The 25872-nt window shown below is 57.9% G+C and carries 19 protein-coding genes; 15 read left to right on the top strand and 4 right to left on the bottom strand.

Annotated elements, in window-relative coordinates; genetic code table 11:
- Positions 1 to 141: 141 nt before the first annotated feature.
- From J4864_RS08880 to J4864_RS08870, 3 genes are all read right to left on the bottom strand, one after another.
- Positions 142 to 2517, bottom strand: coding sequence for a S8 family peptidase (locus J4864_RS08880; protein ID WP_211815353.1), 2376 nt, complete (start codon positions 2515 to 2517; stop codon positions 142 to 144).
- The gene (locus J4864_RS08875) at positions 2514 to 4112 is read right to left on the bottom strand and encodes a hypothetical protein (RefSeq protein WP_211815352.1); all 1599 of its coding nucleotides are present in this window, start codon (positions 4110 to 4112) and stop codon (positions 2514 to 2516) included. Before J4864_RS08875 ends, J4864_RS08880 begins: the two co-directional genes overlap by 4 nt.
- A 440-nt stretch (positions 4113 to 4552) precedes the next feature.
- Positions 4553 to 6352 carry a M6 family metalloprotease domain-containing protein gene (locus tag J4864_RS08870; RefSeq protein WP_211815351.1) on the bottom strand — a complete coding sequence of 600 codons (1800 nt, stop codon included), beginning with the start codon at positions 6350 to 6352 and terminating at the stop codon, positions 4553 to 4555.
- Positions 6353 to 6649: 297 nt separating this feature from the next.
- Between J4864_RS08870 and J4864_RS08865 the strand changes: the two genes are divergently transcribed.
- The 5 genes from J4864_RS08865 to J4864_RS08845 all read left to right on the top strand — a co-directional run bounded on the left by J4864_RS08865 (position 6650) and on the right by J4864_RS08845 (position 11960).
- Positions 6650 to 7216 carry an Ig-like domain-containing protein gene (locus tag J4864_RS08865; RefSeq protein ID WP_211815350.1) on the top strand — a complete coding sequence of 189 codons (567 nt, stop codon included), beginning with the start codon at positions 6650 to 6652 and terminating at the stop codon, positions 7214 to 7216.
- A gap of 432 nt (positions 7217 to 7648) precedes the next feature.
- Entirely contained in the window at positions 7649 to 8326 is a 678-nt protein-coding gene (locus J4864_RS08860; protein ID WP_211815349.1) for a NigD1/NigD2 family lipoprotein, read from the top strand.
- Positions 8327 to 8366: 40 nt separating this feature from the next.
- Positions 8367 to 8933 carry an RNA polymerase sigma factor gene (locus J4864_RS08855; protein ID WP_211815348.1) on the top strand — a complete coding sequence of 189 codons (567 nt, stop codon included), beginning with the start codon at positions 8367 to 8369 and terminating at the stop codon, positions 8931 to 8933.
- Positions 8930 to 10258 carry a porin family protein gene (locus tag J4864_RS08850; protein WP_211815347.1) on the top strand — a complete coding sequence of 443 codons (1329 nt, stop codon included), beginning with the start codon at positions 8930 to 8932 and terminating at the stop codon, positions 10256 to 10258. The genes J4864_RS08855 and J4864_RS08850 overlap by 4 nt, the downstream gene beginning before the upstream one ends.
- 433 nt (positions 10259 to 10691) lie before the next feature.
- Positions 10692 to 11960, top strand: a complete 1269-nt coding sequence (locus J4864_RS08845) for an MFS transporter (protein ID WP_211815346.1) — start codon at positions 10692 to 10694, stop codon at positions 11958 to 11960.
- A gap of 125 nt (positions 11961 to 12085) precedes the next feature.
- Here the strand turns inward: J4864_RS08845 and mutY are convergent, their stop codons facing one another.
- Positions 12086 to 13093, bottom strand: a complete 1008-nt coding sequence (mutY, locus tag J4864_RS08840) for an A/G-specific adenine glycosylase (protein ID WP_211815345.1) — start codon at positions 13091 to 13093, stop codon at positions 12086 to 12088.
- A 209-nt stretch (positions 13094 to 13302) separates the two neighbouring features.
- On the opposite strand from mutY, the gene J4864_RS08835 reads away from it, so the two are divergent.
- The 10 genes from J4864_RS08835 to J4864_RS08790 all read left to right on the top strand — a co-directional run bounded on the left by J4864_RS08835 (position 13303) and on the right by J4864_RS08790 (position 25014).
- Entirely contained in the window at positions 13303 to 13656 is a 354-nt protein-coding gene (locus tag J4864_RS08835) for an outer membrane protein assembly factor BamD (protein ID WP_394371024.1), read from the top strand.
- 512 nt (positions 13657 to 14168) lie between these two features.
- The gene (frr, locus tag J4864_RS08830) at positions 14169 to 14729 is read left to right on the top strand and encodes a ribosome recycling factor (RefSeq protein WP_040554169.1); all 561 of its coding nucleotides are present in this window, start codon (positions 14169 to 14171) and stop codon (positions 14727 to 14729) included.
- Between the two features lie 322 nt (positions 14730 to 15051).
- The gene (gene rsgA, locus J4864_RS08825) at positions 15052 to 15996 is read left to right on the top strand and encodes a ribosome small subunit-dependent GTPase A (RefSeq protein ID WP_211815344.1); all 945 of its coding nucleotides are present in this window, start codon (positions 15052 to 15054) and stop codon (positions 15994 to 15996) included.
- Positions 15997 to 16419: 423 nt separating this feature from the next.
- Positions 16420 to 17823, top strand: coding sequence for a C1 family peptidase (locus tag J4864_RS08820; RefSeq protein ID WP_211815343.1), 1404 nt, complete (start codon positions 16420 to 16422; stop codon positions 17821 to 17823).
- Between the two features lie 277 nt (positions 17824 to 18100).
- Positions 18101 to 19543: a histidine-type phosphatase gene (locus J4864_RS08815; protein WP_246479524.1), complete on the top strand. Its 1443-nt coding sequence runs from the start codon at positions 18101 to 18103 to the stop codon at positions 19541 to 19543.
- A 413-nt stretch (positions 19544 to 19956) separates the two neighbouring features.
- Positions 19957 to 20316, top strand: a complete 360-nt coding sequence (rsfS, locus tag J4864_RS08810) for a ribosome silencing factor (RefSeq protein WP_007366892.1) — start codon at positions 19957 to 19959, stop codon at positions 20314 to 20316.
- Positions 20317 to 20368: 52 nt separating this feature from the next.
- Complete coding sequence (gene ftsH, locus J4864_RS08805; RefSeq protein ID WP_211815342.1) at positions 20369 to 22399, top strand: ATP-dependent zinc metalloprotease FtsH; 2031 nt, start codon at positions 20369 to 20371, stop codon at positions 22397 to 22399.
- A gap of 15 nt (positions 22400 to 22414) precedes the next feature.
- A complete protein-coding gene (locus tag J4864_RS08800) occupies positions 22415 to 23284 on the top strand; it encodes a phosphatidate cytidylyltransferase (protein WP_211815341.1) in 870 nt (289 codons plus the stop codon).
- A 235-nt stretch (positions 23285 to 23519) separates the two neighbouring features.
- Positions 23520 to 24284 (top strand): porin family protein, encoded by a 765-nt coding sequence (locus J4864_RS08795; protein ID WP_211815340.1) that lies wholly within the window; start codon positions 23520 to 23522, stop codon positions 24282 to 24284.
- Positions 24285 to 24315: 31 nt separating this feature from the next.
- Entirely contained in the window at positions 24316 to 25014 is a 699-nt protein-coding gene (locus J4864_RS08790; RefSeq protein WP_211815339.1) for a SprT-like domain-containing protein, read from the top strand.
- The last annotated feature ends 858 nt before the right edge of the window (positions 25015 to 25872 follow it).

Below are 25872 nucleotides of genomic sequence, written 5' to 3'. Positions count from 1 at the left end.
CTTCGAGCCGTACCCGGCGACCGGTACTCCTGTTCCCAACGGCTGGTACTCCTGTTCCCGGCGGCCGGTACGCCGGCTCCAGGTATGCGGGCGGAGGGTGTACCCTGTTCCGCCGCCCGTCCGGCGGCATGCCCGCACCGGTCAGTAGATGACGATGCGCTGTGCCTTGCCTCCGTTCACCTGGATGAGATAGACACCCTTCTGCCAGGCGGAGGCGTTGACGCTGGTCTCGTCGCCCTGTGCCGACTGCACGTGGACAAGCTGGCCGCCGGGCGAGTAGACACGCACCGTGAGCGGTGCCGCACCGGCGAGGAAGACATCGAACGAACGCTCCCCCGTCATCGTGATGACGGCCTTTCCCGTGCCTTCGGATGCCTTCACGCCGCTGATGCCGGCAGACTGTTTCTCACGCAGCACCTGCTTCAGTCCGGCGTAGGCGTCGAACTTGCCGGCTCCCCACTGTACCGGGTCGCCGGTGTTCTTCACGAAGTCGTCCTTGCGGGCGGTCTCCCTGATGATGCGCTCGACGTCCCTGCAGGTCAGCTTCGGGTTCGCCTCCAGCCACAGGGCGATGGCTCCGGCGACGACCGGCGTGGCCATCGACGTGCCGAGCGACTGGTGCCAGTAATAGGTTTTCTTGCCTTTCGTCAGCTTGCCCTGCAGAGCCGCCTGCGTGTAGCCCAGGTCGGGGTTCTCCACGGCGTAGGTGTTCACCGAAGAGATGACGGACGCGCCCGGCGCGCAGACGAGCGGCAGATTCCGGCCGTCGGCCAGCGTGCCGAACGACGAGAAGCGGGATGCCTCGCCTGCGGGGAAGTCGTCTTCCTGCCCTTTCTTGTTGTATCCGTAGACGAATCCGTCGATGGAAGGCCAGTGGTTGCGCACGTTGTAGCTGCCTACGGTGATGATGTTCGCCGCACAGGCCATGTCGCTGATCGATCCGTTGCGTGTTCCGCTGACGAATCCCTCCTGCTTGTCGTCGTCGAAGTAGATGTGCTGTGCGTCGCCGTAGACCTCGACGCGCTGCCCGGCTTCCTTGCTCTTGATTTCCAGCGACAGCTTGTAGTTGCCGTCCTTGTTGGTCGTCTGGTTGTCGCTGGTCATGATTTCCGCCATGGCATAGTAGCGTCCTGTCTCGGGATCTTTCATCGATGCCACGCTGACGTAGCCGTCGAAGGCCTTGGCGAAGGCCTGGTTGATGACGGCCCCCGTCATGGAGTAGTCGCCGCCGGAGGCGTAGGTCGTCGCCTGTCCGTTCGAGTTCGTCAGCACGGGGATGCGTACGACGGCGCGGTTGTCGCGCCTCCTATTGGTCACGACGATCTGGAATTCGAATTCGGTGCTGTCGTTGCTGTAGGCGGCGATCTGTCCGTTGCGGAGGTTGTAGTAGGTCTTCTTGCCCGACGGAAGCTCCCCTGTCTGCATCGGCGTGAGGAAGGTCTTGACGGTCTCGCCGGCCTTGTCGAAGGTCTTCTTCAGAGCCACGGCACGGTCGGCCTCGTTTCCGGCCGCCACGCAGATGATGGCGTGCTTGCCTTCTTCGGCCAGGAACCTGTTCATCACGCTGGTGGAGTCGTGTGCGCCGAGGTTGCTGCCCAGCGACAGGTTGATGACGCAGGGCTTGGGCTCCTTGCCTGACAGGAGCGCGTACTGCACGGCGTCGTCGACGCCGAATGCGATGTACTGGTCGCGCAGGTCGCCGCAGGAAGCTACGAGCTCCGACTCCGTGGCGCAGCCGTAGAAGGGGTTGGGCTTCTGCACGTTGTGGGAGACGTCGTTGTCCTCGGTCACGGCGTAGGTGATGTCGCCCTTGTAGCCGCCGGCCATGATGCCCGTTGTGTGCGTGCCGTGGAAGTTGTTGTTGTTGTCGGTCGTGAAGTCTTCGATGGCGTAGGTGTCATCCCGGTTCTTCATCGTGTCGAGCACGGCGCGGGGGTAGTAGTTGTCGTAGTGGTAGCCTTTGGGATCCTGCTGGCTTGCGGTGATCTTGCTGATGTAGCCGAAGCGGGTCGTGCCGTCGGGCTTGAGGAAGTTGATGTGGTTCGGGTCGATGCCGCCGTCGACGATGCCCGTCACGACTCCCTTGCCGGTATAGGCCTGCGGAAGGTCGATGCCCTGGTGGATCTTGTCGACGCCGATTTCCTTGCGGACGACGTCCATCTTCTGGTACATGCGGCGCGGCAGCTCCATGCGGTGGACGCATTTCAGGGCTGCGATGCGCTCGACATCGGCCAGGGGAACGACGGCGATGGCGATGCCGCCGCGCATGCGCAGCACCTCCACGCCCTCCGCTTCGAGCTCTGCACGGCCGTTGCCGTTCTTGAGTTCGACCATGACCATCGTGTTCTGCGGGACACTCTGCCGCCGCTCGAAAGTGCGGGTGCGGCTGTTGTAGGTGGGGATGGACGTGTTGCGGAGCCTGTACAGCTCCATCTGGCTCTGCAGGTCGAGCTTCGACTGTCCGAAGGCTGCGGCTGCGAGAGCGGCACAGAATGCTGTGAGTAGAATCTTTCTCATCGCTTGTTGATTGCTGTTTTTTTACCGTTGATAATATATATTCCCTTGGACAGGCCTGTTCCCTGCACACGTGTGCCGTCGAGGCGGTAGACTGCTGCCTCTCCGCCGCGTGCCTGTCCGATGGTTCCGATGCCTGTGGGGGCACCCTTGAGGAACACCTCCAGGCGGTCGTTGTTCTTCAGGTCGAATTCGAAGCTGGTGCCGCCGGGGTAGGAGGGGGCGAGCTTCGTGCCGTTCAGTTTCACTTCCATCTTGCCCAGGTCGTTGCCGTAGGCTGCGAGCAGGAAGTGATGGTCGTCGGCCGAGAACATCACGGTGTTCTCGCCGGTCTGCATCGGTACGGTGCTGTGGTCGGAACGGTAGAAGTTGAAGCCGTAGCCGGCGAGGCTGATGTCGTCGATGACGACGGTTGCCTTCTGGTCGCGCACGACGGCCGAAGTGGTGATGTCGATCTTCATACCCTCCGTCAGTCTTATGTTGTAGGCTCCGTCATAATCGGCCGACTGCGCCGTGCCGTCTGCCTTCACCGACTCGATCCTGCAGCCGCTGTTGGGCTTCAGCTGGACGAGGTTGTTCTTCTCGCTCAGCTCGAGTGTGTTCTCTCCGTCGTGGAGGGTTATCACCTTGTTGTCATAGCTCTGGCCCTCGTAGGCGGTGATGTTGGCCGCCTTGTCTACGGTCAGCGTGGCCTTCACGGTGGCGTATCTGTGCGCCTGGATGTCGAAGGCGGTGGCTTCTCTGACGTAGCACTCATAGGTGCCGTAGACCGTCACGGGGGTGCCGTTCACCTTGAAGGCATCGAGGGAATAGTTCGTCTTGTCGAATTTCAGCGACAGCTTCGAGCCGGCCTTCACTGTGAAGCCGGCCTCCAGGAAGTTGCTGACCGCCGTTCCGTCGACCGTCACTCCTGACAGGACACCCTTTGCCGAAGCGTCGTTGAACTGGAAGGTCACCGGACAGTCTGTATCGGGATAACCGGCTGTGATGACGATGGTGCTGCCCTGCCTGGGCACGACGAAGTACTGACCGTCAGAGGTCACTACGTCCTGTCCGTCGACCGCCACCTTATATATAGGGGCTTCCCCGTAGTTCCTGTTGCTGATGACAAGGGTCTTTTCCGTGCCGGGAATCCATTTCACGGTATTGTCGCCGTCCGTCAGGTCGACGGCGGTCTGCGACTCGTAGCGCATCATCTTCACCTTTGCGGCATGGTCGACCGTCACCGTACACGAACCTGTGCGGGCGGCCTCCAGGTCGCCGCTCTTGACGGTGAACATTGCATTCCGGTCTGATTCGGAGATGTAGAGGCTGCAGCTTGTCAGTCCGGAGATGGTCTGCTGGGTGGCATCGCCTTGCGTGCCTTTCTTCGTGACGCTCTTCAGGTAAAAGCCCTGCCTGGCCTCGATCTGCACCGAACCGTACTGGGGTACATTCACCGTATTCGTACCGGTGACGACGGCGACAGGTGCGTAGTTGACTTTCACGGTCACCCGGGCGGCATCGTCCACCTTGATTTTCACGGACGTGTCAGCCTTTGCCGTTGCTGACGACAGAGCCAGTACCGCCAGCAGAAGGAAATAGTAAACCTGTTTCATATATTACGTTTTGATTGTGATTGCATGCCGGGAGCCGGTGGGCTTGTCGGCCGGAATCCGCAGGATGGGATCGGTCGGAATCCGCAAGTAGGGTTTATTTATTGGAAAACGATGTTTTTTTGTTCACAGTGTCCTTTCTGGTAAGAGTCTGTTGCAGGCAGCTTCTTGTAGATGCCGGTCGGGCAGAGAGGCCGGCTGTCTTCAGACATCCGTGTGCAAAGGTAGGTATAAATTATAAAAGAAGAAACCGTTTTTCCTCTTTTTTAAATCCTTTTTTATCGTTTGTGTTGTAAATTTGTAAGATTTGCAGCCTTATCCTGTGTTTCCCGGAAGGGGAAGAGGCCGGACGGCCGGAGCAGGGGGAGGGAGAGGCTGCCGTTCTGTCCCTGCCTCCCTCTCCGCTGTCCGTCCCTTCTTTCCGGGACGTGGAGGTGCGGGCGTCATCTTGCCTCCTTGTGCGTCCTGCCGTCGTCATCCTTGACGATTACGACCTGTCTTGTTCCCTGTCCGTCTCTGCCGGTCTTTACGCCCGAGAGCGTGTAGACGGCGGCAGCGGATGGCAGGGCGTGCGGCAGGGAGCGGATGCCTGCGGTGGTGTTCAGCGGCAGATAGCTGAAGGAGACGGTGTTGTCATGGCCGCGTGTCACCTGACGGATGCCGGCCCTGTCGCCGATGCGGTCGCCGGTGTAGAAGAACAGGCGGGGGTCGGAGTCCGTGGTCAGACTGTTGTTGAGCTCGGTCGGGAAGAGGTCGCCGTCCTGCGTGTCATTGTCGAGCTGTCCGTCTGCCGGGACGATCGTGAAGCGCGGGTGGTCCTGATAGGCGGCGGCGTTGACGATGTTCGTCTGCCACGAACGGTCGTCGTAGTCGACGTGGAACACCAGCAGGCCGTGCCCGGGCAGTTCGCTGTCCCACCGGTGCGGCGTGCGGTTCTCGAAGATGTAGTACTCGTTCCTGTTGCCCGGGTTGTACAGGAAGTAGGCCTCGCCGCCTTCGGAGAGCCCTTTCAGGTTCTTCACTTCCACGGCGGCATCGCCGAGAGCGACCGGCTTGAGCCATCCCATGTACGCTTTCTCGTAGGCGTCGTATCCTGCCGGCACCGTCCCGATGCCTGTCCCGCCGTAGACGTTCCTGAGGCTCTGCGGCCCGCCGTTGTAGCTGCCGGAGCACATGAGGTCGAACCGTCCGGACCCTACGTTGCTCCCGCCGCGCGTGTCGTAGAAGTCGGGCAGGCTGAGACAGTGGGAGAACTCGTGGCAGATGGTGCCGATGCCCGAGTAGAAGACGCGCTCCTTCCCGTCCAGACGGGCACGGATGATCTCGTTGCTGCAGGCGTAGGTGTTGACCTTCACGCCGTTGAACGACAGCCTGTGCAGTCCTGCATCCTCGAGCGAGTACTTGTGCGGCCATACCGTGTCCGCTTCGCCTCCGGTGGCCTCTCCCTCGCCGGCGTAGACGACGTAGACCTGCTCCACCTCGCCGTCGCCGTCCCAGTCGTAGTCGGCGAAGTTCACCTTGTCCTTGACGGCCCGGCAGGCGTCGGCGATCATCTGCGGTGCCCGCTCGTCGTTTCCGGCGGCAGTGCGTTCACCGTAGTAGCTGTAAGGATGTCCGAGCTTCACCGGCCCGACGACATCGAACGTGAGGTCGAACCGGCCGCCGCTCTGGTCGAGGAAGTAGTCGTGTACGCTGCCGATGGTCCCGTTGTTGTTGGTATATCCCGCCATGTTCAGCATCTTGTCGTAGAGGGTCCTGACATCGTTCTCGCGCGGCTTGAGCGTCAGCACGTTCCGGGGGTCCTTGAACTTCATGTTCTGGAACTCGACCAGGATGACAAGCCCTTTCTTCCGGCCTTCCCACGTGTCGCCGAAGCCCTGTCCGAACGGTTTGGCGGCCGCCTGCATCCGCTGCTGTGTCAGTGTTTCCAGCTGTCTTATCTGTCCGAGGGCCGCTGCCGCCTGCTCCTCCCGGCCTTTCCTCATGCCTTTTGCGTGTGCCAGTACGTCCGAGGCCACCAGCCGGCCGCCGTCGATGCGGGCATAGTAGTAGCTTCCCTTGCAGGGCAGGACGGGGATACCGTCTTCCGTGAGGGCATAGTTGAAGTGCTCGTCGCCCACGGTCATGACCTTCAGCACGGTTCCGTCTGCCTGCCGGCAGGTGCGCCAGACGCGCATGGCAGGGATGGCGAAAGCGGGTGTCGCCAGCAGTATACCGGCAAGCAGTGTAATGATTTTCTTCATATAGATGCTGTTTTGCGATGTTTCTGTTATTTTCTCTCGTTGAAATGTCGTGTTCTGAAAGATGGTGCAAAGGTAAGTAAATTTTTTCAAGTACGGCAAGTTTATTTTTTTTATTGAACAGCCGGCCCGGAATAATCCCGCTTGTCCGAGGCTGGGGCCGTCTTTCTGTTTAACATGATTTAACCGTCCTGTCAGGCAAGTTTCTGCGTTTTCCGGTTTTAATGAGTGACAAGACAATGAATCATGATCACATCTTGAATAAGCAAACAAAACTGAAAACAAGCATTTAAAAACGAAATGGAAAAGAAAACAATCTTCAAGACAATGACGGTGGCGGCATGCTGCCTGGGAGCTGCAGTGTTCGCGTCCTGCGACAAGGACAATGACAACAACAGGAGCAATGGGCTGCGGCTCAGTGCCGACAGAATCACGGTCGCACCCGGTGCCACGGCCAGCGTGGCCGTCGCCAACGCCGCACAGCCCCTCACGGTAAAATCGACCGACGAAAAGACTGCTACGGCGAAGGCCGACAAGAACACCGTCACCGTCACGGGTGTCAAGGAGGGCAAGGCCTCCGTCATCGTCACCGACAAGAACCGGCAGACGGCGACTGTCGCCGTCACCGTGGCGAAGCCCCTCGCTTTCGACAAGACCGAACTGAAGATTGACGCCGGGAAGGAGGGGATGTTCACCGTCAAGTCGGGGAAAGCACCTTATACGGTGACGGTCAGGGACAAGCGGATCGCCACGGCGACGGTAAAGGATGCCGCCGTCACAGTAAAGGGTGTCAAGAAGGGAACGACCACCGTCAGCGTGCTTGACAAGGACAAGCTGGCCGGGACGGTCACCGTCACCGTGAATTGACCGGAGCGGCCGCCTGCCGCTGCCGGACGGGGAACGGGTTCATCCACCCTTCCCTGTCCGCCGCCGCCGGACGCCTTGCCGGGACACCGGGCGCAGGTACTGGGGAAACGGACTTGTCAGGCATTTGATTATCAATGCATTATGAAAACCTTTCGGAAAGGTGCTTAGTTGCGTCCCAAGTAAGCCTTGATTGCACCTCAATCAGGCCTTGGTTGCACCTCAATCAGGCCTTGGTTGCACCTCAATCAGGCCTTGGTTGCAATGCTGGCAATACCCGACAGGATTCCGTCCGGTCCGGCGTGCTGCCGCGGCCGCATCTCCAGAGGCTCGCAGGCCGTCCGGTGCGGAGGCGGATGATGACGGAAGGCGGGAACGGTACATAGGTCAGAAATATTTTGTAAATTTGCAGCATAAAATCATGGAGGAAAGAAAATGAAGCGTTTTTTCAATTATCTTATTGTGCTGGGTGTACTGCTGGGGACGCTGTCCGTGCAGTCGTGCCTGAACGATGACGACACGGACAACTCCGTCAATTATCCGAACGCACTTGTCACCATCAAGACCAACAGCTCCACCGGACAGGTGTATTTCCAGCTGGACGACGAGACGACCCTCCTTCCGACGAACATGAAGACTTCGCCCTACGGAAACAGGGAGGTGCGTGCGCTCACGAACATCCGGGTGCAGGACGGACAGAGCGGACACTACTCCAAGAGCGTGTACGTGAACAGGATTGACACCCTCCTCACGAAGAACATGGCGCAGAGCTTCGGGAAGAAGAACGACGAGAAGTACGGAAAGGATCCGGTGGAAATCGTCAAGGACTGGACGACGGTCGTCGAGGACGGCTATCTCACCCTGCGCTTCCGCACTTATTACGGCAACGGGAAGAAGCATGTCGTGAACCTCGTCAGGGGGGACAAGCCCTATGAGGTGGTGCTTCACCACAATGCCGCAGGCGACACGAGGGGCTTCATCCGCGACGGACTCGTGGCATTCAGGCTGAACGACCTGCCCGACACGCAGGGGAAGACCGTCGACCTCACGCTGAAGTGGCAGTCGTTCTCGGGCATGAAAAGCGTCACCTTCAAATACAAAAGCCGTAAATAGACAGAACGAGCCTTCGGGGAGCGTGATCTCCTGATGACCAATGAGACTGTTTGGGAATAATAAAGAGCAGCATATCTTGAGCCTTTTCGCCAGGGGGGATGACCGTGCCATGGACAAGCTCTATGGCACGTATGCCGATTATCTGGCACAGGTGTGCCTGCGCTACATCGGCAACCGGGAGGACCTGCACGACGTGCTGCAGGAGGCTTTCATCAGAATCTTCACCGGCATACATTCCTTTGAGTACAGAGGGAAAGGCTCTCTGAAGGCATGGCTCACCCGGACCGTCGTCAACGAATCGCTCCGCTTTCTCCGGGACCATAATACGGAACTCTTCGTGGACAAGGACATCGACCTGCCTGACAGCACGGACGACGGGCCGGAGACGGACGGCCTGACCATCACGCAGATCACCGACGCCATCCGCAGGCTGCCGCCGGGCTACAGGGCTGTCTTCAACCTGTTTGCGATAGAAGGGAAGAGTCATAAGGAAATAGCAGAAATGCTCAATATCAGACCCGATACATCCGCATCGCAGTTCCATAAAGCGAGGAATCTGCTTGCGGGAATGCTGAAGGACCTGAACAGACAAGGACATGAAGTATGAAGGAAGAGTGGCTTGACAGACTGCGGACGCGCCTGCACGGAGAATGCGGCGAGGAAGCACCCAGAGGACTTCTCGACGACATCCGGAAAGAGATGGAACGCCGGGGAACAGCTCCCGTGCGTCCGGTGCGGCAGAAGGCGATGACGGTTCCGATGTGGATCCGCCGCACAGCCTCTGCCGCCGCCGTTGCCGCAATGGTCCTGTACATAGGCAGCAGGTTCGGCGGACAGTCTCCCGTATTGCCGCAGACGGCGGGGCGGGCGGACGGCAGGACGGCGGCTGTTCCGGCACGTCCGGGGCAGACGGATCCTGCCGTACGGCATCCAGCCGGGGCACGCACCGCCATGAGTGGGGGAATGCCGGAGCAGGCATCAGCGTACGGACTTCTTGCCAGTCTGTCTTATAGTGGGGAGAAAGGGGCGGCTTCCTGCGGGTCGTCTCGTCTCCGGGAAGACCGGGAGCAGGGAGAAGCCACCGCCGCCACGGCAGTCCGGCCGCCGCAGCCGGACAGCGGAACGGAGCAGCCCGGAGGGACGGACAGCGGGCTGCCGGCAGTCCGGCAGCCCGGGAAGCGGCCTTCGACAGGAGAGAAGAACCCTGCCGGCGCAGGCTTCCGTACAGGAGGTGGGGCGTATGTCCGTGACGGCATGCGTCCGTCCCGGTTCAGCATCGGGACTTCCTACAGTGGTACTGCGGGGACAAGTACCGACGGGGGAGGGATGATGCTGGCGACGGCCGACCCTTACGGCAGCTACGGACCGGAGTTCTCCGGAGTGAACGTGCGGAACCAGACGATAAGGGCGGATGAGACACGGACACATACGAAGCACCGGCAGCCGGTCAAGTTCGGCCTGTCGGCAAAATACGCCCTCAGCGACCGGTGGAGCCTGCTGGCCGGTGTCAGCTACAGCCGGCATTCTTCAGAGTTCACTTATAACAGGAACGGCAGCAGCCATACCGTGGAGCAGCATCTGCATTATGTCGGCCTTCCGGTAGGGGCGAGTTACAGCCTCGTCAGGAAAGGGAAAGTCCATGTCTATGCGACGGCGGGCGGCGAGATAGAGAAACTCGTGAAAGGAGAGAGCCGGCAGACGGCGGAGGACTTGTCCGCCGGCGGGGAGCGCACGCCCGTGAAGGAAAGCCGTCCGGTCTTCTCCGTCAATGCCGCCCTCGGTGCGGAGTACAGGTTCGGCAGGGAGGTCAGTGTCTATGTCGAACCGGGCGTGAGCCGGCATTTCAACAATGGGAGTGCCGTCGAGGATATATACAAGGACAAGCCCACGGGATTTAACCTCAGCGTCGGAGTGAGGGTGCAGGTGAGGTGAAAAACAAAGCCTCACCCCCGGCCCCTCTCCGAATGGAGAGGGGGAGTAGACACCGGGTTTCCCCTGCCCGGGGAGCAGATGAAGGCATATCATAAGCTTCAAATCTCAAATCTCAAATCTCAAACCTCAAACCTCAGTCCTCAAATCTCAAACCTCAATCCTCAAATCTCAATCCTCAAAGTCCAATCTTCAATCCTTAAAGTGCAAAGTTTAAACCTCAAACCTCAAACCTCAAACCTCAATCCTCAAATATAACACCTATCTCTGTCCTGTCTCATTAATTTTGCGTATCTTTGCCGTTGCTTGAAAAATCGCCGGAGGATATTCACGAATCAGGGGCTGAGGCCCTTTCCGACAGGAAGGCAGGCTGCCTGCACGGTGTCCGTCATCCTTCCGGCGGTCTGGAGTACGGAAATCAAATACGCAACAAACATTGAAGACAGGAAGAAAGACAAGCCCATGGGCATGGATTCCCTCGCTCTATTTCGCCGAGGGGCTGCCCTATATCGCTGTAACCGTGTTGTCCATCCAGGTGTATATGCAGCTGGGACTCTCCGACAGCGAGATCACCTTCTACGCCTCGTGGCTCTATCTGCCGTGGGTCATCAAACCGCTGTGGAGTCCGTTCCTCGACCTCGTGAAGACGAAGCGCTGGTGGATTGTCGTCATGCAGCTGCTTGTCGGCGCAGCTTTCGCCGGTGTGGCCTTCACGGTCAACACGTCGCTGTGGCTTCAGGGGACCATCTGCTTCTTCTGGCTGCTGGCTTTCAGCAGCGCGACGCACGACGTGGCGGCCGACGGTTTTTATATGATGGGGCTCAGTCCGCACGACCAGGCCTTCTTCGTGGGCATACGTTCTACATTCTACCGCATCTCGATGGTCGTGGGCAAGGGCGGCCTGATTGCGCTTGCCGGTTTCCTGCATCGGGAGTTTGACGTGCAGTGGACGTGGTCGCTGGTGTTCTACGGCCTGACGGCGCTTTTCATCGGTCTGGCACTCTATCACCGCTTCATCCTCCCCCGTCCGCAGGAGGATGCAGACCGGGAACGGTTGTCTGCCCGCCGGCTGCTGCACGATTTCGGCCAGACCTTCGTATCGTTCTTCCAGAAGGAACAGGCGCTGACGACCATCTGTTTCCTGCTTCTCTTCCGGCTGCCCGAAGCACTGATCATGCCGATTTCCCAGCTCTTCCTCCAGACTCCGCAGGCGAAGGGCGGACTGGCTCTTACGGAGATAGCGTTCGGTACGGTGAACGGCATCGTGGGTGTCGCGGGCCTGCTGTCAGGCGGCATCATCGGCGGCATGATGGTCAGCCGCGACGGTCTGCGCCGCTGGCTGTGGCCGATGACGGCTGCCATCACGCTGCCCAACATCGCCTATGTCTATCTGGCCTACCGGCTTCCGTCGAGTGTCTTCGCCGTCGGGGCGGCGGTGTTCATCGAGAACTTCGGTTATGGTTTCGGCTTCAGTGCCTATATGCTTTTCATGATCTATTTCAGCCGGGGTGAACACAAGACGAGCCATTATGCTCTCTGCACGGGCTTCATGGCTCTTTCGATGATGATTCCCGGGCTGTTTGCCGGCGCTTTGGCCGAGGCGGTGGGTTACCGATGGTTCTTCGTCATCGTGATGGCGGTCTGCGTCTTTCCGTTCCTTGTCGCCCACCGGCTGCGCATCGAAGGCGACTTCGGGAAGAAATAGCATCGTCGCCTCCCTCGGTGGCGAAAGTCAAAACCGGTTCTCTTCCGGCCTGAGCACGTCATCAGCCTCTTTGATACATTTCCCAGCGCCGGCTGCTGCATGACGGCACGCTGCCGTCTTCGGAGTCAGTCGGCCGGTATGTCTGCAAGCAGGATTTCTGTCAGCCGGGGCAGGGCATGGGCCTGCAGTTCGTCCCGTGTCACCCAGATGAAGTCTTCGGGCAGCGTGGGACGTGTGTGCGGCTCCCACAGATAGAGGTCGGCAAGTATGACCTGATGGGTCAGCACGTGCTTCACCCCTTTCTTCAGCAGCCTTGCCTCCCCCTCCCATCCGGCGGCATCGGGCGACGTGAGGTGCGTGTCCTGCGGCAGTTCCCACAGTCCCTGCCAGATGTCTCCGGCCCCCCGCTGGTGAATGGCGATATGTCCCTGATGTTCTATATATAAATAGGTGAAACGGCGTTCCCGCTGTTTCACCTTTTTGCTTTTCACGGGCAGCCCCTCGGTACGGTGCTCACGGAAAGCAATGCACGTCTCGCACAGCGGGCAGGCGGCACACCTCGGGGATGCCGGTGTACACTGGATGGCTCCGAAGTCCATGATGGCCTGGTTGTAGTCGGCCGGTTCGCCGTGTGGAATGAGAGACTGCGCCATGGCCTGGAACTCCTTCTTCCCCTGTGTGGAGTCTATCGGCGTATCGATGCCGAAGTAACGGGAGAGGACACGGTAGACATTTCCGTCCACCACCGCGACGGGTTCGCCGAAGGCGAAGGAGGCGATGGCGGCGGCCGTATAGTCGCCTACGCCCTTCAGGGTCTTCAGTTCCTTGAAGGTGCGGGGAAAGCCCCCCATCCCGACCACCTGCCGTGCGGCGGCATGGAGGTTCCTCGCCCGGGAGTAATAGCCCAGTCCCTGCCATGCCTTCAGCACCTCGTCTTCCGTTGCGGCGGCCAGGTCGTCGACGGAGGGCCACTGCGCCATGAACCGTTCCCAGTAGGCTGTCCCCTGCGCGATGCGCGTCTGCTGCAGGATGACCTCGCTGAGCCATATTGCGTAGGCGTCGTCCGTCTGCCGCCAGGGCAGCGGGCGTCCGTTTTCCTTGAACCATTGGAGAAGAACCGCTGAAAAAATCATGGCACAAAGGTAGTTAAAAAGTAGAAAAAGAATGAAAAGAAGGGCGGCGATTTGTGGTGGGATCCATTATTATTTCCTACTTTTGTCCTGTCTCTCCCCTGCGGGATTCCGGTGGTCCGGCACGGCCGTCCTCTCAGAACAGGCCGTTTCCCGTGGCGGACCGGGAGCTGACAGAAGTTGAATTAGAAGTTATGAAAATGAGAAACCAGATGAAGAAAGTATTTGCGGGACTTGCCCTTTTCGTGGCTACCCTCTCCGTAAGTTCCTGTGCTACACGTGAGTCGGCAATCAACGACCTCCAGAATTTCTCGTATGAGCTGCGTGACAACAGTCAGTATTACACTGCGAAGAAGTGGAAGAAGGCCGTGACGAAGTTCGGCAGGATACGTCGTGAAATAGCCCGGCACGATTACACCGTGGCCGAACGGCAGCGCATCGGGAAACTCGAAGGCGACTGCGCCCGCTACATGGTGCGGGGAGCAAAGGACGGTGTGATGGACCACGTGCTGGGCATCGGCAGCGAGATACAGGGCATCCTGGATGCCATCGGCATCAAGCAATGAACCTGTCGGACGGCTCTTTCCCGCAGCGCGTGCGGATGCGCCTCACCGGTCAGGTGCATGCCGCATCCTGCCGGCAGGAGCTGAGCCATCCGGTTCCGGCTAAAGCCATCCGACAGCGTATTTTGTTCCCGGCCGCCGGGAATCCTGCTCCCAGCCGGTCGGGAATCCTGCTCCCGACCGATTGGGAATCCTGTTCCCGACCGGTCGGGAGCAGGATTCCCTGCCGGCTCATGTCCGGGGGCGTGCCGTTTCATGTTTTGGCCCGACCGCTTTCCGTCTTGTTTTTGACTTGGTTGACGGGTCAGGTACTTGTTTTCAATCGTTGCTGACGACGGCTGCAGATCCTGCCGGCAGCCTCTTCTTTCCCGGCAGCTTCCTGGAAAGACGGACGGGCCGGATGCGGGAAAGAAAGGCCGGCGGAACGGTATTTGCAAAGAAATAAGCGCAAAATGTTGTATGAAAACAAAATTATAATTATTTTTGTAGCAGATAAAATTAACAGTACGATTGATATGTTAGACGTAAAGCAGACATTAAAAGATGCCGGCGAGCGCATGGAAATGGCGGCGATGTATCTCGGTGATGAGTTGCAGCGCATCCGTGCCGGCAGGGCAAACGTAGCCATCCTCGATGGTGTGCGGGTTGATTCTTACGGTTCAAAAGTACCTTTGAACCAGGTTGCTACTGTCATGGTGCCCGATGCGCGTACCATTGCCATCAAGCCTTGGGACAGGAAGGCCATCAAAGACATTGAGAAGGCCATCATGGATTCGGATGTGGGCATCACGCCGGAGAACAACGGTGAGATGATCCGCCTGAACCTGCCGCAGCCGACCGAGGAACGCCGCCGGGAACTGGTGAAGCAGTGCAACAAAATCGGCGAACGCACCAAGGTGGAGATCCGCAACGTCCGCTCTGACATCAAGGACAAGCTGAAGAAGGCCATCAAGGACGGCCTTTCGGAAGACAATGAGAAGGATGCTGAAAACGATCTGCAGAAGATCCACGACAAGTATATCAAACAGGTGGATGCGCTGCTGGACGAGAAGCAGAAGGAAATCATGACCGTCTGAATGAAAAAGCAAAAAGGTAAGAACGTAAAATGGTAAACAGTAAGAAAGTAAAAAAGTAAACAGTAAAAAGTCGAAAAGAAAGAAGGAGGCGGGCGCAAGCGTCCGAAAAAGAGGACTGCCCTTGTCAAGGTTTATCCATCAAATCACGCCCCATACTCTTTTATCCCACCTTTCTCTTGCCTTTTACCGTTTGCCATCTTACTTTCTTACCGCTTTATCCTTTTATCGTTTTACCTTTTTATCTTTTTACTTTTTTACCTTTTTCCTTTTTATCCTCTCCCCCTTTTATTTTTTTACTTTTTACTCTTTTACTTTTAAAACAGTGCGCGGTTTAGTAATCAAGAACACAGGAAGCTGGTACACGGTAAAGACCGAGGACGGCCAGACGATAGACAGCAAGATAAAGGGCAACTTCCGGCTGAAGGGGATTCGCTCTACCAACCCGGTGGCGGTCGGCGATTACGTCGTCATCACGCCCAACCGGGAGGGGACGGCTTTCATCACGGAGATAGAAGACCGGCGGAACTACATCATCCGCAAGTCGCCCAACCTGTCGAAGCAGAGCCACATCATCGCTGCCAACATCGACCAGGCGTTTTTAGTCGTCACGGTGAACTATCCGGAGACCTCCACCGTCTTCGTCGACCGTTTCCTCGCCGGGGCAGAGGCCTACCGCATTCCTGTGACGCTGGTGTTCAACAAGCATGACCTGCTTTCGGGTGACGAACTGCGTTATCAGCATGCCGTGATGAACCTCTACGAGACCATCGGCTATCCGTGTGTGGAGGTGCAGGCGAGCGCTGCCCCTGCCGATGCCTTCAGCGTGGAGAAGCTGAAGCCGCTGCTGAACGGCAAGGTCACGCTGCTGAGCGGCAACAGCGGTGTGGGGAAGTCGACGCTCATCAATGCCCTCCTGCCCCATGCGAACCTCCGCACGGCAGACATCTCCGATGCACACAATACGGGGATGCACACCACGACGTTCAGCGAGATGCTGGAACTGCCGGGAGGCGGCTATCTGATTGACACGCCGGGCATAAAAGGCTTCGGGACATTCGACGTAGAGCGGGAAGAACTGACAAGCTACTTCCGCGAGATCTTCAGGTTCTCAAAGGACTGCCGTTTCTCCGACTGCACGCACACGCACGAGCCGGGCTGTGCCGTGCGGAAGGCGGTGGAGGAGCACTATATCGCCGAAAGCCGGTACAACAGCTATCTTTCCATGCTGGAAGACAAAGACGAAAACAAATACCGTGAGGCCTTTTAGCTTCGCGGCGTCGGTCGCCGGACCGTGCCTCTGCGGGATTTTACCTGTCGGCAGGACACTTCCGGGCAGGCTGAGAGCGGAGAGCCTGCCCCGCACAGCGCGGCAGCGGACACGGCGGCCGAAACGCATCCGGTGCAGGGAGGGAAAGAACGTCCGGGGAAGGGAATGCCGGGCGGTCTTCATTCCCGGTCCATGTGTTCAGCGGAGAGACCTTCTGTCCGCTCCGCCGTTCCTGCGGAAGTGTCGGAAAAACAGCACCGTCTTTCTCCTGTCTTTCTTCTAAAGAAAAAGCATTTTCTTCACCCGGCCGGGCCGTAGTTCGGGAATTTTATCTAAATTTGCACTGGGGACATGAAACCAGCCGTATGCTGCTGCATCATGGAAAATGACAATCCTTTACCTTATAAATATAAAACGAAAACAATGAAAAGAAACATCTTGATTGCCGGCGGTCTGTTGGGACTTGCACTCACGCTCCAGGCACAGACGGGGGAGGGCGGTATCGACCGGCAGATGCTGCAGCAGATCCGGAAGAACGGACTGACCGCGGCCGACCGTGCATTGGCAAACGCCATTGCGACAAATTCCATTGACGATCTGGCGCGCAATTTCCGCAATGCCGGGCCGGTGGACACCTACTTCAGCGTAGAGACGCCGAAGCAGAGCATACAGGACCAGAAGAGCTCGGGACGCTGCTGGCTCTTCACCGGCCTGAACGTGCTGCGCTCCAAATTCGCCCGGCAGCACAAGGACACGCTGAAGGTGGTGTACTCGCACGTGTATCTCTCGTTCTACGACCAGCTGGAGAAGGCGAACCTGATGCTGCAGAACGTGATCGACAATGCCGGTAAGCCCCTGGACGACCCGCGTGTGCAGTTCTTCTTCAAGAATCCCATCAGCGACGGCGGCACGTTCTGCGGTCTGTCCGACCTTGCCGAGAAATACGGTGTCGTGCCGATGGAGGCGATGCCGGAGACCTACTCGGCCGAGAACACCTCCCGCATGGCGAAAATCGTATCGTCGAAATTGCGCGAATACGGTCTGGAACTGCGTAAGATGGTGGCAGAGAAGAAGCCGAAGGCCGCCGTCAAGGCTCGCAAGACGGAGATGCTCGCCGGCATCTACCATATCCTGACTCTCTCGTTAGGCGAGCCGGTGAAGAGCTTCACTTACGCTTTCAAGGACAAGAACGGAAAGCAGATCGGACAGGCAAAGACCTATACGCCGCAGGAGTTTTACAAGGAGACCGTGGGCGGGCCGATCAACGGGACTTTCATCATGGCAATGAACGACCCGCGCCGTCCTTACTACAAGACCTACGAGATTGAATACGACCGGCATACCTACGACGGGCACAACTGGAGATACGTCAACCTCCCGATGGAGGCAATCGCCCGGATGGCAATCGCCTCGCTGAAGGATTCGACGAAGATGTACACCAGTTATGACGTGGGCAAGCAGCTCGACCGCAAACGGGGCTTCCTGGACGTGGACAACTATGACTACGGCATGCTCTACGGAACGACGTTCCCCATGGACAAGGCCGACCGCATCGCCACCTTCGACAGCGGATCCACCCATGCCATGACACTCACGGCGGTAGACCTCGACGAGAACGGGCAGCCGAAGAAGTGGAAGGTGGAGAACTCCTGGGGGGCTGCCTACGGACAGCAGGGCTGCCTGATCATGACCGACCGCTGGTTCAACGAATACACCTTCCGGCTGGTGGTCGACAACAAGTATGTCCCGGCCGACATCCTGAAAGCCGCACAGCAGAAGCCGGTGATGGTCGTGCCCGAGGATCCGCTGTTCCAGGAGGATGAATAAACGGCATACAGCCTCACCCCCAGCCCCTCTCCGAATGGAGAGGGGAGTGGACACCGGCGATCCCCACCGTGCCTGCTGCTCCTTTCCACGGTAAACGGTACATTTCTTGCCGCTCCTCGGAAAACATTCCATTTCATTCCAAATCCCTCTCCAATAAACGGTATGTCCCATCCCATATCCTTCCACAGTAGACAGTACATTCCACTCCCCTCTCCATTCGGAGAGGGGTCGGGGGTGAGGCTTCTACTCCCTTTCCAATCCTTCCTCAGTAAACTATATGTCCCATTTCATATCCTTCCTCAGTAGACAGTACATTTCACTCCCCTCTCCATTCGGAGAGGGGTCGGGGGTGAGGCTTCTACTCCCCTTCCAGTCCTTCCTCAGTAGACAGTACATTCCACTCCCCTCTCCATTCGGAGAGGGGCTGGGGGTGAGGCTTTTACTGTTCCTGCTGTCTTTTCTGCCGTCGCTGTACCTTTCGGCACAGTCGTTCAGAAAGGAGATTGACGCACAGCCGGAACTTTCGGCCAGCAACTACCTTGCCTATCCGGCACCGTCCGGCAGGCTCACGCCGCCTCCGGCAGGTTATGTCCCGGTTTACATCTCCCACTACGGACGGCACGGATCCCGCTACCTCATCCGCAAGGAGCAGTACATCCGCCCCCTGCGGGTGCTCGAACGTGCCGACTCGGCAGGTGTCCTCACTGATGCCGGCAGGGATGCGGCTGCGAAGATACGCCGGATGCTGGCAGAATCGTACGACAGGTGGGGCGAGCTGACACCCCTGGGAGCCGAGCAGCACCGCCGGATCGCACGGCGGATGTACGAGCGTTTCCCCTCCGTCTTCAGCGGCCCGGTGTGGGTAGACGCCCGCTCGACGGTCGTCATCCGCTGTATCCTCTCCATGGAGAACGAACTGCAGGAGCTGCTCCGCTGCAATCCCCGGCTGCAGATCCGCCACGATGCCAGCGAACATGACATGTACTACATGAACCTCTCCGACGAGAAACTCGCCCGGCAGAAAGAGAATGACGAGGTGAAGACGACCATGAAGGAATGGGACGGGCAGCATCTGGACTGCCGCCCCCTGCTGTCACGGCTCTTTACAGACACGGCCTATGCCGGCCGGAACATCGACGCGCCGCAGCTGGCACACGACCTCTTCAGTCTGGCAGGCATCGTCCAGAACTCCGAGATACGCCACTCGCTGTCGCTGTACAGCCTCTTTACCCCCGACGAACGGTACCGGCTCTGGCAGCGTGCCAACATCTGGTGGTATCTGCACTATGGCGGTGCGCCCCAGAACGGCGGCACACAGCCTTTCTCGCAGCGGAACCTGCTGCGCAACATCATCACCACGGCCGATTCGTGCCTTGCCCTGTCCCGTCCCGGCGCCACGCTCCGCTTCGGGCACGAGACAATGGTCATGCCGCTGACCTGCCTGCTCGACCTCAACAGCAGCGGCATACAGGTGTTCTGTGTCGACAGCCTTGAGGCAAAAGGCTGGATAGGCTCGCGCATTTTCCCGATGGCCGCCAATATCCAGCTCGTCTTCTACAGGAACCCCAGACGGCCCCATGCCGACGTTCTTGTCAAGGCACTGCTCAACGAAGAGGAGGCGACAATGCCGCTGCCGGCCACCGCCACGCCGTTCTATTACAGGTGGTCCGACTTCAAAAGGCTCTATCTGGCAAAGCTCGACAGCTACCGTGAGCCGTAACGGCACGGCATGCCGCCTGCCGTCAGACGGCGCTCCGCCGTATGGCCTCCATAGACCGGAAAGCCCGCACCGTTCTGCCGTCTCGTCTCCGTGTGCAGCACGGACAGGGCGGAAGAGCCCTGCGGGCTGAAGTCTTATACGGCAGGCGGGGACATCACCGCCGTCGGTTTTCCCGCTTTAGACGGAACGGGGACGGTCTTCTCCGCGGAAGGACAGAGCGGGATGTGCTGAAGGAGAAAGCGGAAGAGGTCGCATGGAAGACACGGAGAGCGGGCAGGCCTCGTCGTGCCGGTATGCTGACAGGAAACTCCACGATATGTCAGTCTCCTGCGATTTGCAAAATAAAACAAATTTATTTTGTGCTTCATCCGTTTTACGCTACCTTTGCAGTTCCTATGTAATAATGTAGCTGAATGGAAGAAACAAAGAATTTGATAGCACTGATCACGAAAGGCATCCAGGACAAAAAAGGACATGGCATAGTTATTGCAGACCTGTCTGCGATCGACGGTACCATCTGCCGCTGTTTCGTCATCTGCCAGGGCAACTCCCCGCAACAGGTAGAAGCCATTGCCGAATCGGTGAGCGATTACGTCCGCGAGACCACCGGCGAGAAACCGGTCAACTGCGCGGGACTTGGCAACAACCAGTGGGTGGCAATCGACTATGTGGATGTCATCGTCCACATCTTCCTCCCGGAGACACGTGCGTTCTACGACATAGAGCACCTCTGGGAAGATGCCCGGCTGACCCGGCTGGCCGACGTAGACTGATGCTGATACCCGGTAATCGACCTTTTCATATCCAAAAATTCAGACCTCAGAAATGGACAAATCAACTCCCAACAACAAGCCGAATATGCCGAAGTTCAACATGAACTGGCTCTACATATTCGTCATCATTACCCTCGGAGTGGTGTTCTTTGCCGGAGGGAACGGACTGATGTCCGCAAGCGCCGGCGTAGAAAGAGACTACACCACCTTCAAGCAATACATTGCCAAAGGGTATGGTACGAAGGTGGTTGTCAACAAGAGCACCAACACCCTCCGCATGTACGTCAGCCCCGACCACATCCGCGACATCTTCAAGCAGGGGACGCAGGAGGTGGGGACAGCTCCGTACGTGACCGTAGAAATCGGTTCGGTAGACAAGGTGGAGAGCTTCCTCGACCAGGCCGTGCAACAGAAGAAGATCGCCAGCTACAGCTACGAGAACAAGTCGGGCAACACCCTCCTCGACATCCTCGGCTCCATTGCTCCGTGGCTGTTGTTCTTCGGCATCTGGTACTTCCTCATGCGGCGCATGGGCGGCGGTGCCGGCGGTGCCGGCGGGGTCTTCAATGTAGGAAAGTCGAAGGCCAAGCTCTACGAGAAAGCCAATGAGATGGGCATCACCTTCAAGGACGTAGCCGGACAGACGGGGGCCAAGCAGGAGGTGCAGGAGATTGTCGAGTTCCTGAAGAACCCGAAGAAATATACCGACCTGGGCGGCAAGATCCCCAAGGGGGCGCTGCTCATCGGCCCTCCGGGAACGGGCAAGACCCTCCTGGCAAAGGCTGTCGCCGGCGAGGCGGGGGTGCCGTTCTTCTCCATGAGCGGCTCCGACTTCGTGGAGATGTTCGTCGGTGTCGGTGCGAGCCGTGTGCGCGACGTGTTCCGGCAGGCCAAAGAGAAAGCCCCCTGCATTATCTTCATCGACGAGATCGATGCCGTGGGACGTGCCCGCTCCAAGAATCCCGCCATGGGCGGAAACGACGAACGGGAGAATACCCTCAACGCCCTCCTGACCGAGATGGACGGCTTCGGGACCAATTCCGGCGTCATCGTCCTTGCGGCGACCAACCGTGTCGACATGCTCGACAAGGCGCTTCTCCGTGCCGGACGCTTCGACCGGCAAATACACGTGGATCTGCCCGACCTCACCGAGCGCAAGGCGATCTTCCAGGTCCACATGCGTCCTCTGAAACTGGAAAGGAACCTCGACATCGATCTCCTCGCACGCCAGACGCCGGGCTTCTCGGGCGCCGACATTGCCAACGTCTGCAATGAGGCGGCCCTCATCGCGGCCCGCCACGACAGCAAGGACGTGTCGAAGCAGGACTTCCTCGATGCCGTCGACCGTATCGTAGGCGGGCTGGAGAAGAAGACGAAGGTGATGACAGCCGAGGAGAAGCGCACCATCGCCATCCACGAAGCCGGCCATGCCACCATCAGCTGGTTCTGCGAGCATGCCGATCCGTTGGTCAAGGTGAGTATCGTCCCGCGCGGCCAGGCGCTCGGTGCGGCATGGTATCTGCCGGAAGAACGCCCCATCACCACCAAGGAACAGATGCTCGACGAGATGTGCTCGCTGCTCGGAGGCCGTGCGGCGGAAGAGCTCTTCACGGGCCATATCTCAACAGGTGCCATGAACGACCTCGAGCGGGCGACGAAGAGCGCCTATGGCATGATCGCCTATGCCGGCATGGGCGACAGGCTGCCGAACATCTGCTATTACAACAACGATGAGTACAGCTTCCAGAAGCCTTACTCTGACACGACGGCCAAGACCATCGACGAAGAAGTCCTGAAGATGATCAACGGACAGTATGCGCGTGCCAAGCAGATCCTGACCGAGCACCGGGAAGGACACAACCAGCTGGCACAGCTCCTCGTCGACCGGGAGGTCATCATGGCGGAGGATGTGGAGAGGATCTTCGGCAGACGGCCCTGGGTCAGCCGCACGCAGGAGCTGCTTGAACAGCAGGAGAAGGCGCAGCCCCGGCTCGAGGATATGCCGGAGGAGGTGAAGAAAGCCCAGGCCGAGCACGAAGCGCGTGTGGCACGGGAAGGAAGCGACAAAGCCAGTGATCTATAAAATTAGCGTACAGTTATGAGCGATAAACAGAAAAACTTGATGGTCAGAGCCGCCACAGGCATCGTCTTCGTCGTCGTCATGGTGCTGGGCATCCTGCACCCTTACGGTCTGATAGCCCTCTTCGCACTCATCACGGGAGCGACCCTGTGGGAATACACAGGGCTGGCAAACAGCATCAAAGGGGTGAAGGTCAACCGTTTCATCTCCACCATTGCAGGAATCTGCTTCTTCCTGTCGACTGCCGTCCTGCGGCTGACACCCGCAGAGGGGTTCGTCGTATTCGTCCCTTACGTGCTGACCCTGATCTACCTGTTCGTGGCGGAGCTGTACCTGAAGAACGAGAATCCTGTCAACAGCTGGGCATACACCATGCTGGGACAGCTGTACATCGCCCTGCCCTTCTCACTGATCAACGTCCTGGCCTTCCAGCAGAACGGACTGGGACAGACGACCTTCGACTTCCTGCTGCCTCTGAGCGTCTTCGTCTTCCTGTGGACGAATGATACCGGGGCTTACCTCAGCGGATCGCTCTTCGGCAGGCACAAGCTCTTCCCGCGCATCAGCCCTGGGAAGAGCTGGGAGGGAAGCATCGGAGGCGGCATCCTCGTACTCATCGTGGCAGCCGTCATCGGCTGTCTCGCCAATACGGGGGCTGTCCCTCATCTGCTGGGCATCCCCGCCTGGATGGGGCTGGGGCTGGTCGTGGCGGTATTCGGCACATGGGGCGACCTCGTCGAAAGCCTCTTCAAGCGGACACTCGGAATCAAGGACAGCGGGAAGATCCTGCCGGGACACGGCGGCATGCTCGACCGTTTCGACTCGTCGCTCATGGCGATACCGGCAGCCGTGGTGTACCTCTATACATTGACACTTATACAGGGCTGACCTCTGCTCCATCAGCCAAAAGGCATACCCGATGTTCCATCAGGCAAGGACAGAAGTCCCCATCAAGGCAGGCTGGAAAGCCTGCCTTTGTTGTTTATAACACGTCCTTGCCCATGGGAAACACATACCGGCCTTTGCTTTTACAATTTTATTTTCTAACTTTGCAGCATCATCAGCAAAGACTGTATAAATTCTCAAGAAGTCCATACACTGATATTATCCAACATCCAAAACAATGAAGAAGCTCGTCTATCTTGCAGCGGCACTTGTCATGCCTTGGACTGCAGCAGCACAGAACAGTCAGGGCAGACTGACCCTGACACCACGTATCGGCATGACGGTCTCCGACTTCGCCTGTTGTCCCATCCACGACCAGTACGGTCCCAAAGCCGGCTTCATCGCCGGTGCAGATCTCGAATACAGCCTCAGCCGGACCTTTTCCCTCTCTGCAGGACTCTTCTACAGCATGCAGGGAGCCAGGGAGAACGCAGTCATGCTGACGACCTTCACCCAGACTCCAGACCAAGAAACAATTTATACCAGTCCTGCCGGAAGCACCCTGCGTATCGTCACGGGCAAGAATGCACACATTGATTTCGACCGGGACACCAGCCCGGGCTACTTCTATCTCACCAGTCCCAGAATCCATCTTAGTTACATCAGCGTACCTGTAACCGTACAGGCTCATGTGTGGAAAGGACTGGCCTTAAGGCTCGGAGTACAATGGGATCACCTGGCAAGTGCTCACATGAAAGCGAAACAGGAAACGAAAATCAATGGGACTGTCAGGTTCGGCGATTATGACCGGAACATAAGAAAAGAGTTCCACAAAGATGCCGTTGCCATTCCCATAGGAGTTTCCTATAACTACAAGAACATAGAGCTGGATGCCCGTTATCTGTGGGGAGTCACGAAGATTGCCGACACGAACGATCCCGATGACAAAGAAGTGATGAACAGTACCTTCGCCATAACCTTGGGCTACAGGTTCCACCTATAGCACCACCCTTCCCAAATACAGAACCGTCTCGATGTTCTCTTTCTCAAAGATATGCCGTCAGGACTCCTCTTCCCGACCCGATGCAAGCGGAACGCCGGAGAGAGGAAGCCTGCTTGAACGCTTCAACAGATACAATGCCCTCATCTTCGACGGACGGCTTCCTGTCCCCCGGCTGAGATGGTCGCGTGCCAGAACCCGTCTGGGACAGATGGCATGCAGACGGAAGACAAGCCTCGGGCGCACAAAATACTACGACTACACCCTTTCCGTCTCAACTTATTATGAACTCACGGAAGAGCAGACAGACGATGTGCTCATCCATGAGATGATTCACTATTCCATTGCCTACACGGGACTGAAAGACACCTCTCCGCATGGTGTCATCTTCCGCAGCATGATGGAAAAGATCAACCGGCGTTTTGGAAGACACGTCACCGTCTCCGTCAACACCCGTGACCTGCACGCACGGGAGGCGCAGCAGCCCGCAGACTGTCTGGTACTGGCACTGGAGATGAAGGACGGCAAATGCTACCTTTCTTCCGTCAACCCGTCCGCTGCCGGCAGACTGGCAGCCACGCTCGCACAGGCGCATGAGATAGCCCGTTACGGCTGGTACAGGTCGGAGGATGACTTCTTCCGCAATATGCCGCGTGTGCGTTCCCTGCGGGGCAGGTGCGTCACAGCCGACTTCTACAATTCCATGCTGCACAAGATGACTCTGCTGAAGTGACCTGACATCGGCGGAGTTCACTCCCTGCCTCTGTGTGACGGTTCATCAAGGTCGTCAACGCACGGAGCAGACCTCATCACTCCAGATTCCTGAAGAGCCGAAAATAAAAGGGTTCTTCCGTTCAATGCGCGGATGCTTTCCGTATGGCTTTAACGGAAGATCCGAAGTTAATCACTAAATAAAAACATAGCCGGGACCTTCAGCTGTCCATTCCGTTATCCTCCTCCGATACAAAACCTTTTCATTTTAATACGTTGCGAATACAGAAAAGGTTTTGAAAAACCATTACATAATTTCAAACAATTCATCTGCAAATATGAAAAACACGTGCAAAAAGCAGGTCTGCAACCGGCAGTGAATCAATCGGTTATTAAGCTGTTCGTAAAAGGTGCCTGATTGGGCTTCAAAAGGGCGTTGGTAACACGCCGAAAGAGCACCTGCTGCAGGTCAGTCAGGCCTCTTTTAGAAGCCAGAAGGGCATGTGCTGCTTTGCACTGCATGAAAACAGTTTACAAATGCCGATAATACGGGAACGGGTCGTTTGTAGAAGATGGAAAGACCTGCCGATGGACAGGCATCGTATCAATCTGCCTTTCCTGCATCTTACCTTGTAGTCTATCCTCCTTTGTAAGACCCTCTGATTCTGGACGGCCATGCCCTGCAAGCGTATAAGCCTTTATTCCATTTCCCATCTGCACATTTAACGGAAGAACCGATAAAGGCAGCATGGAGCTTACACGCTTTCAGGACCGCATCCCCTCGTCTGCCCGCAAGCAGAGCGTTAGAGGGAGGGCGATCGTGATTCTGAATTGTGGATTTTGAATTGAACAAAGGCTGCATTCGGGGAGACATCCCCCC

It is taken from the genome of Prevotella multiformis (assembly GCF_018127985.1).
GTDB lineage: Bacteria > Bacteroidota > Bacteroidia > Bacteroidales > Bacteroidaceae > Prevotella > Prevotella multiformis.
Note: the sequence above shows the minus strand (reverse complement) of the source record. Positions and strands in the feature narration are given on the sequence as shown.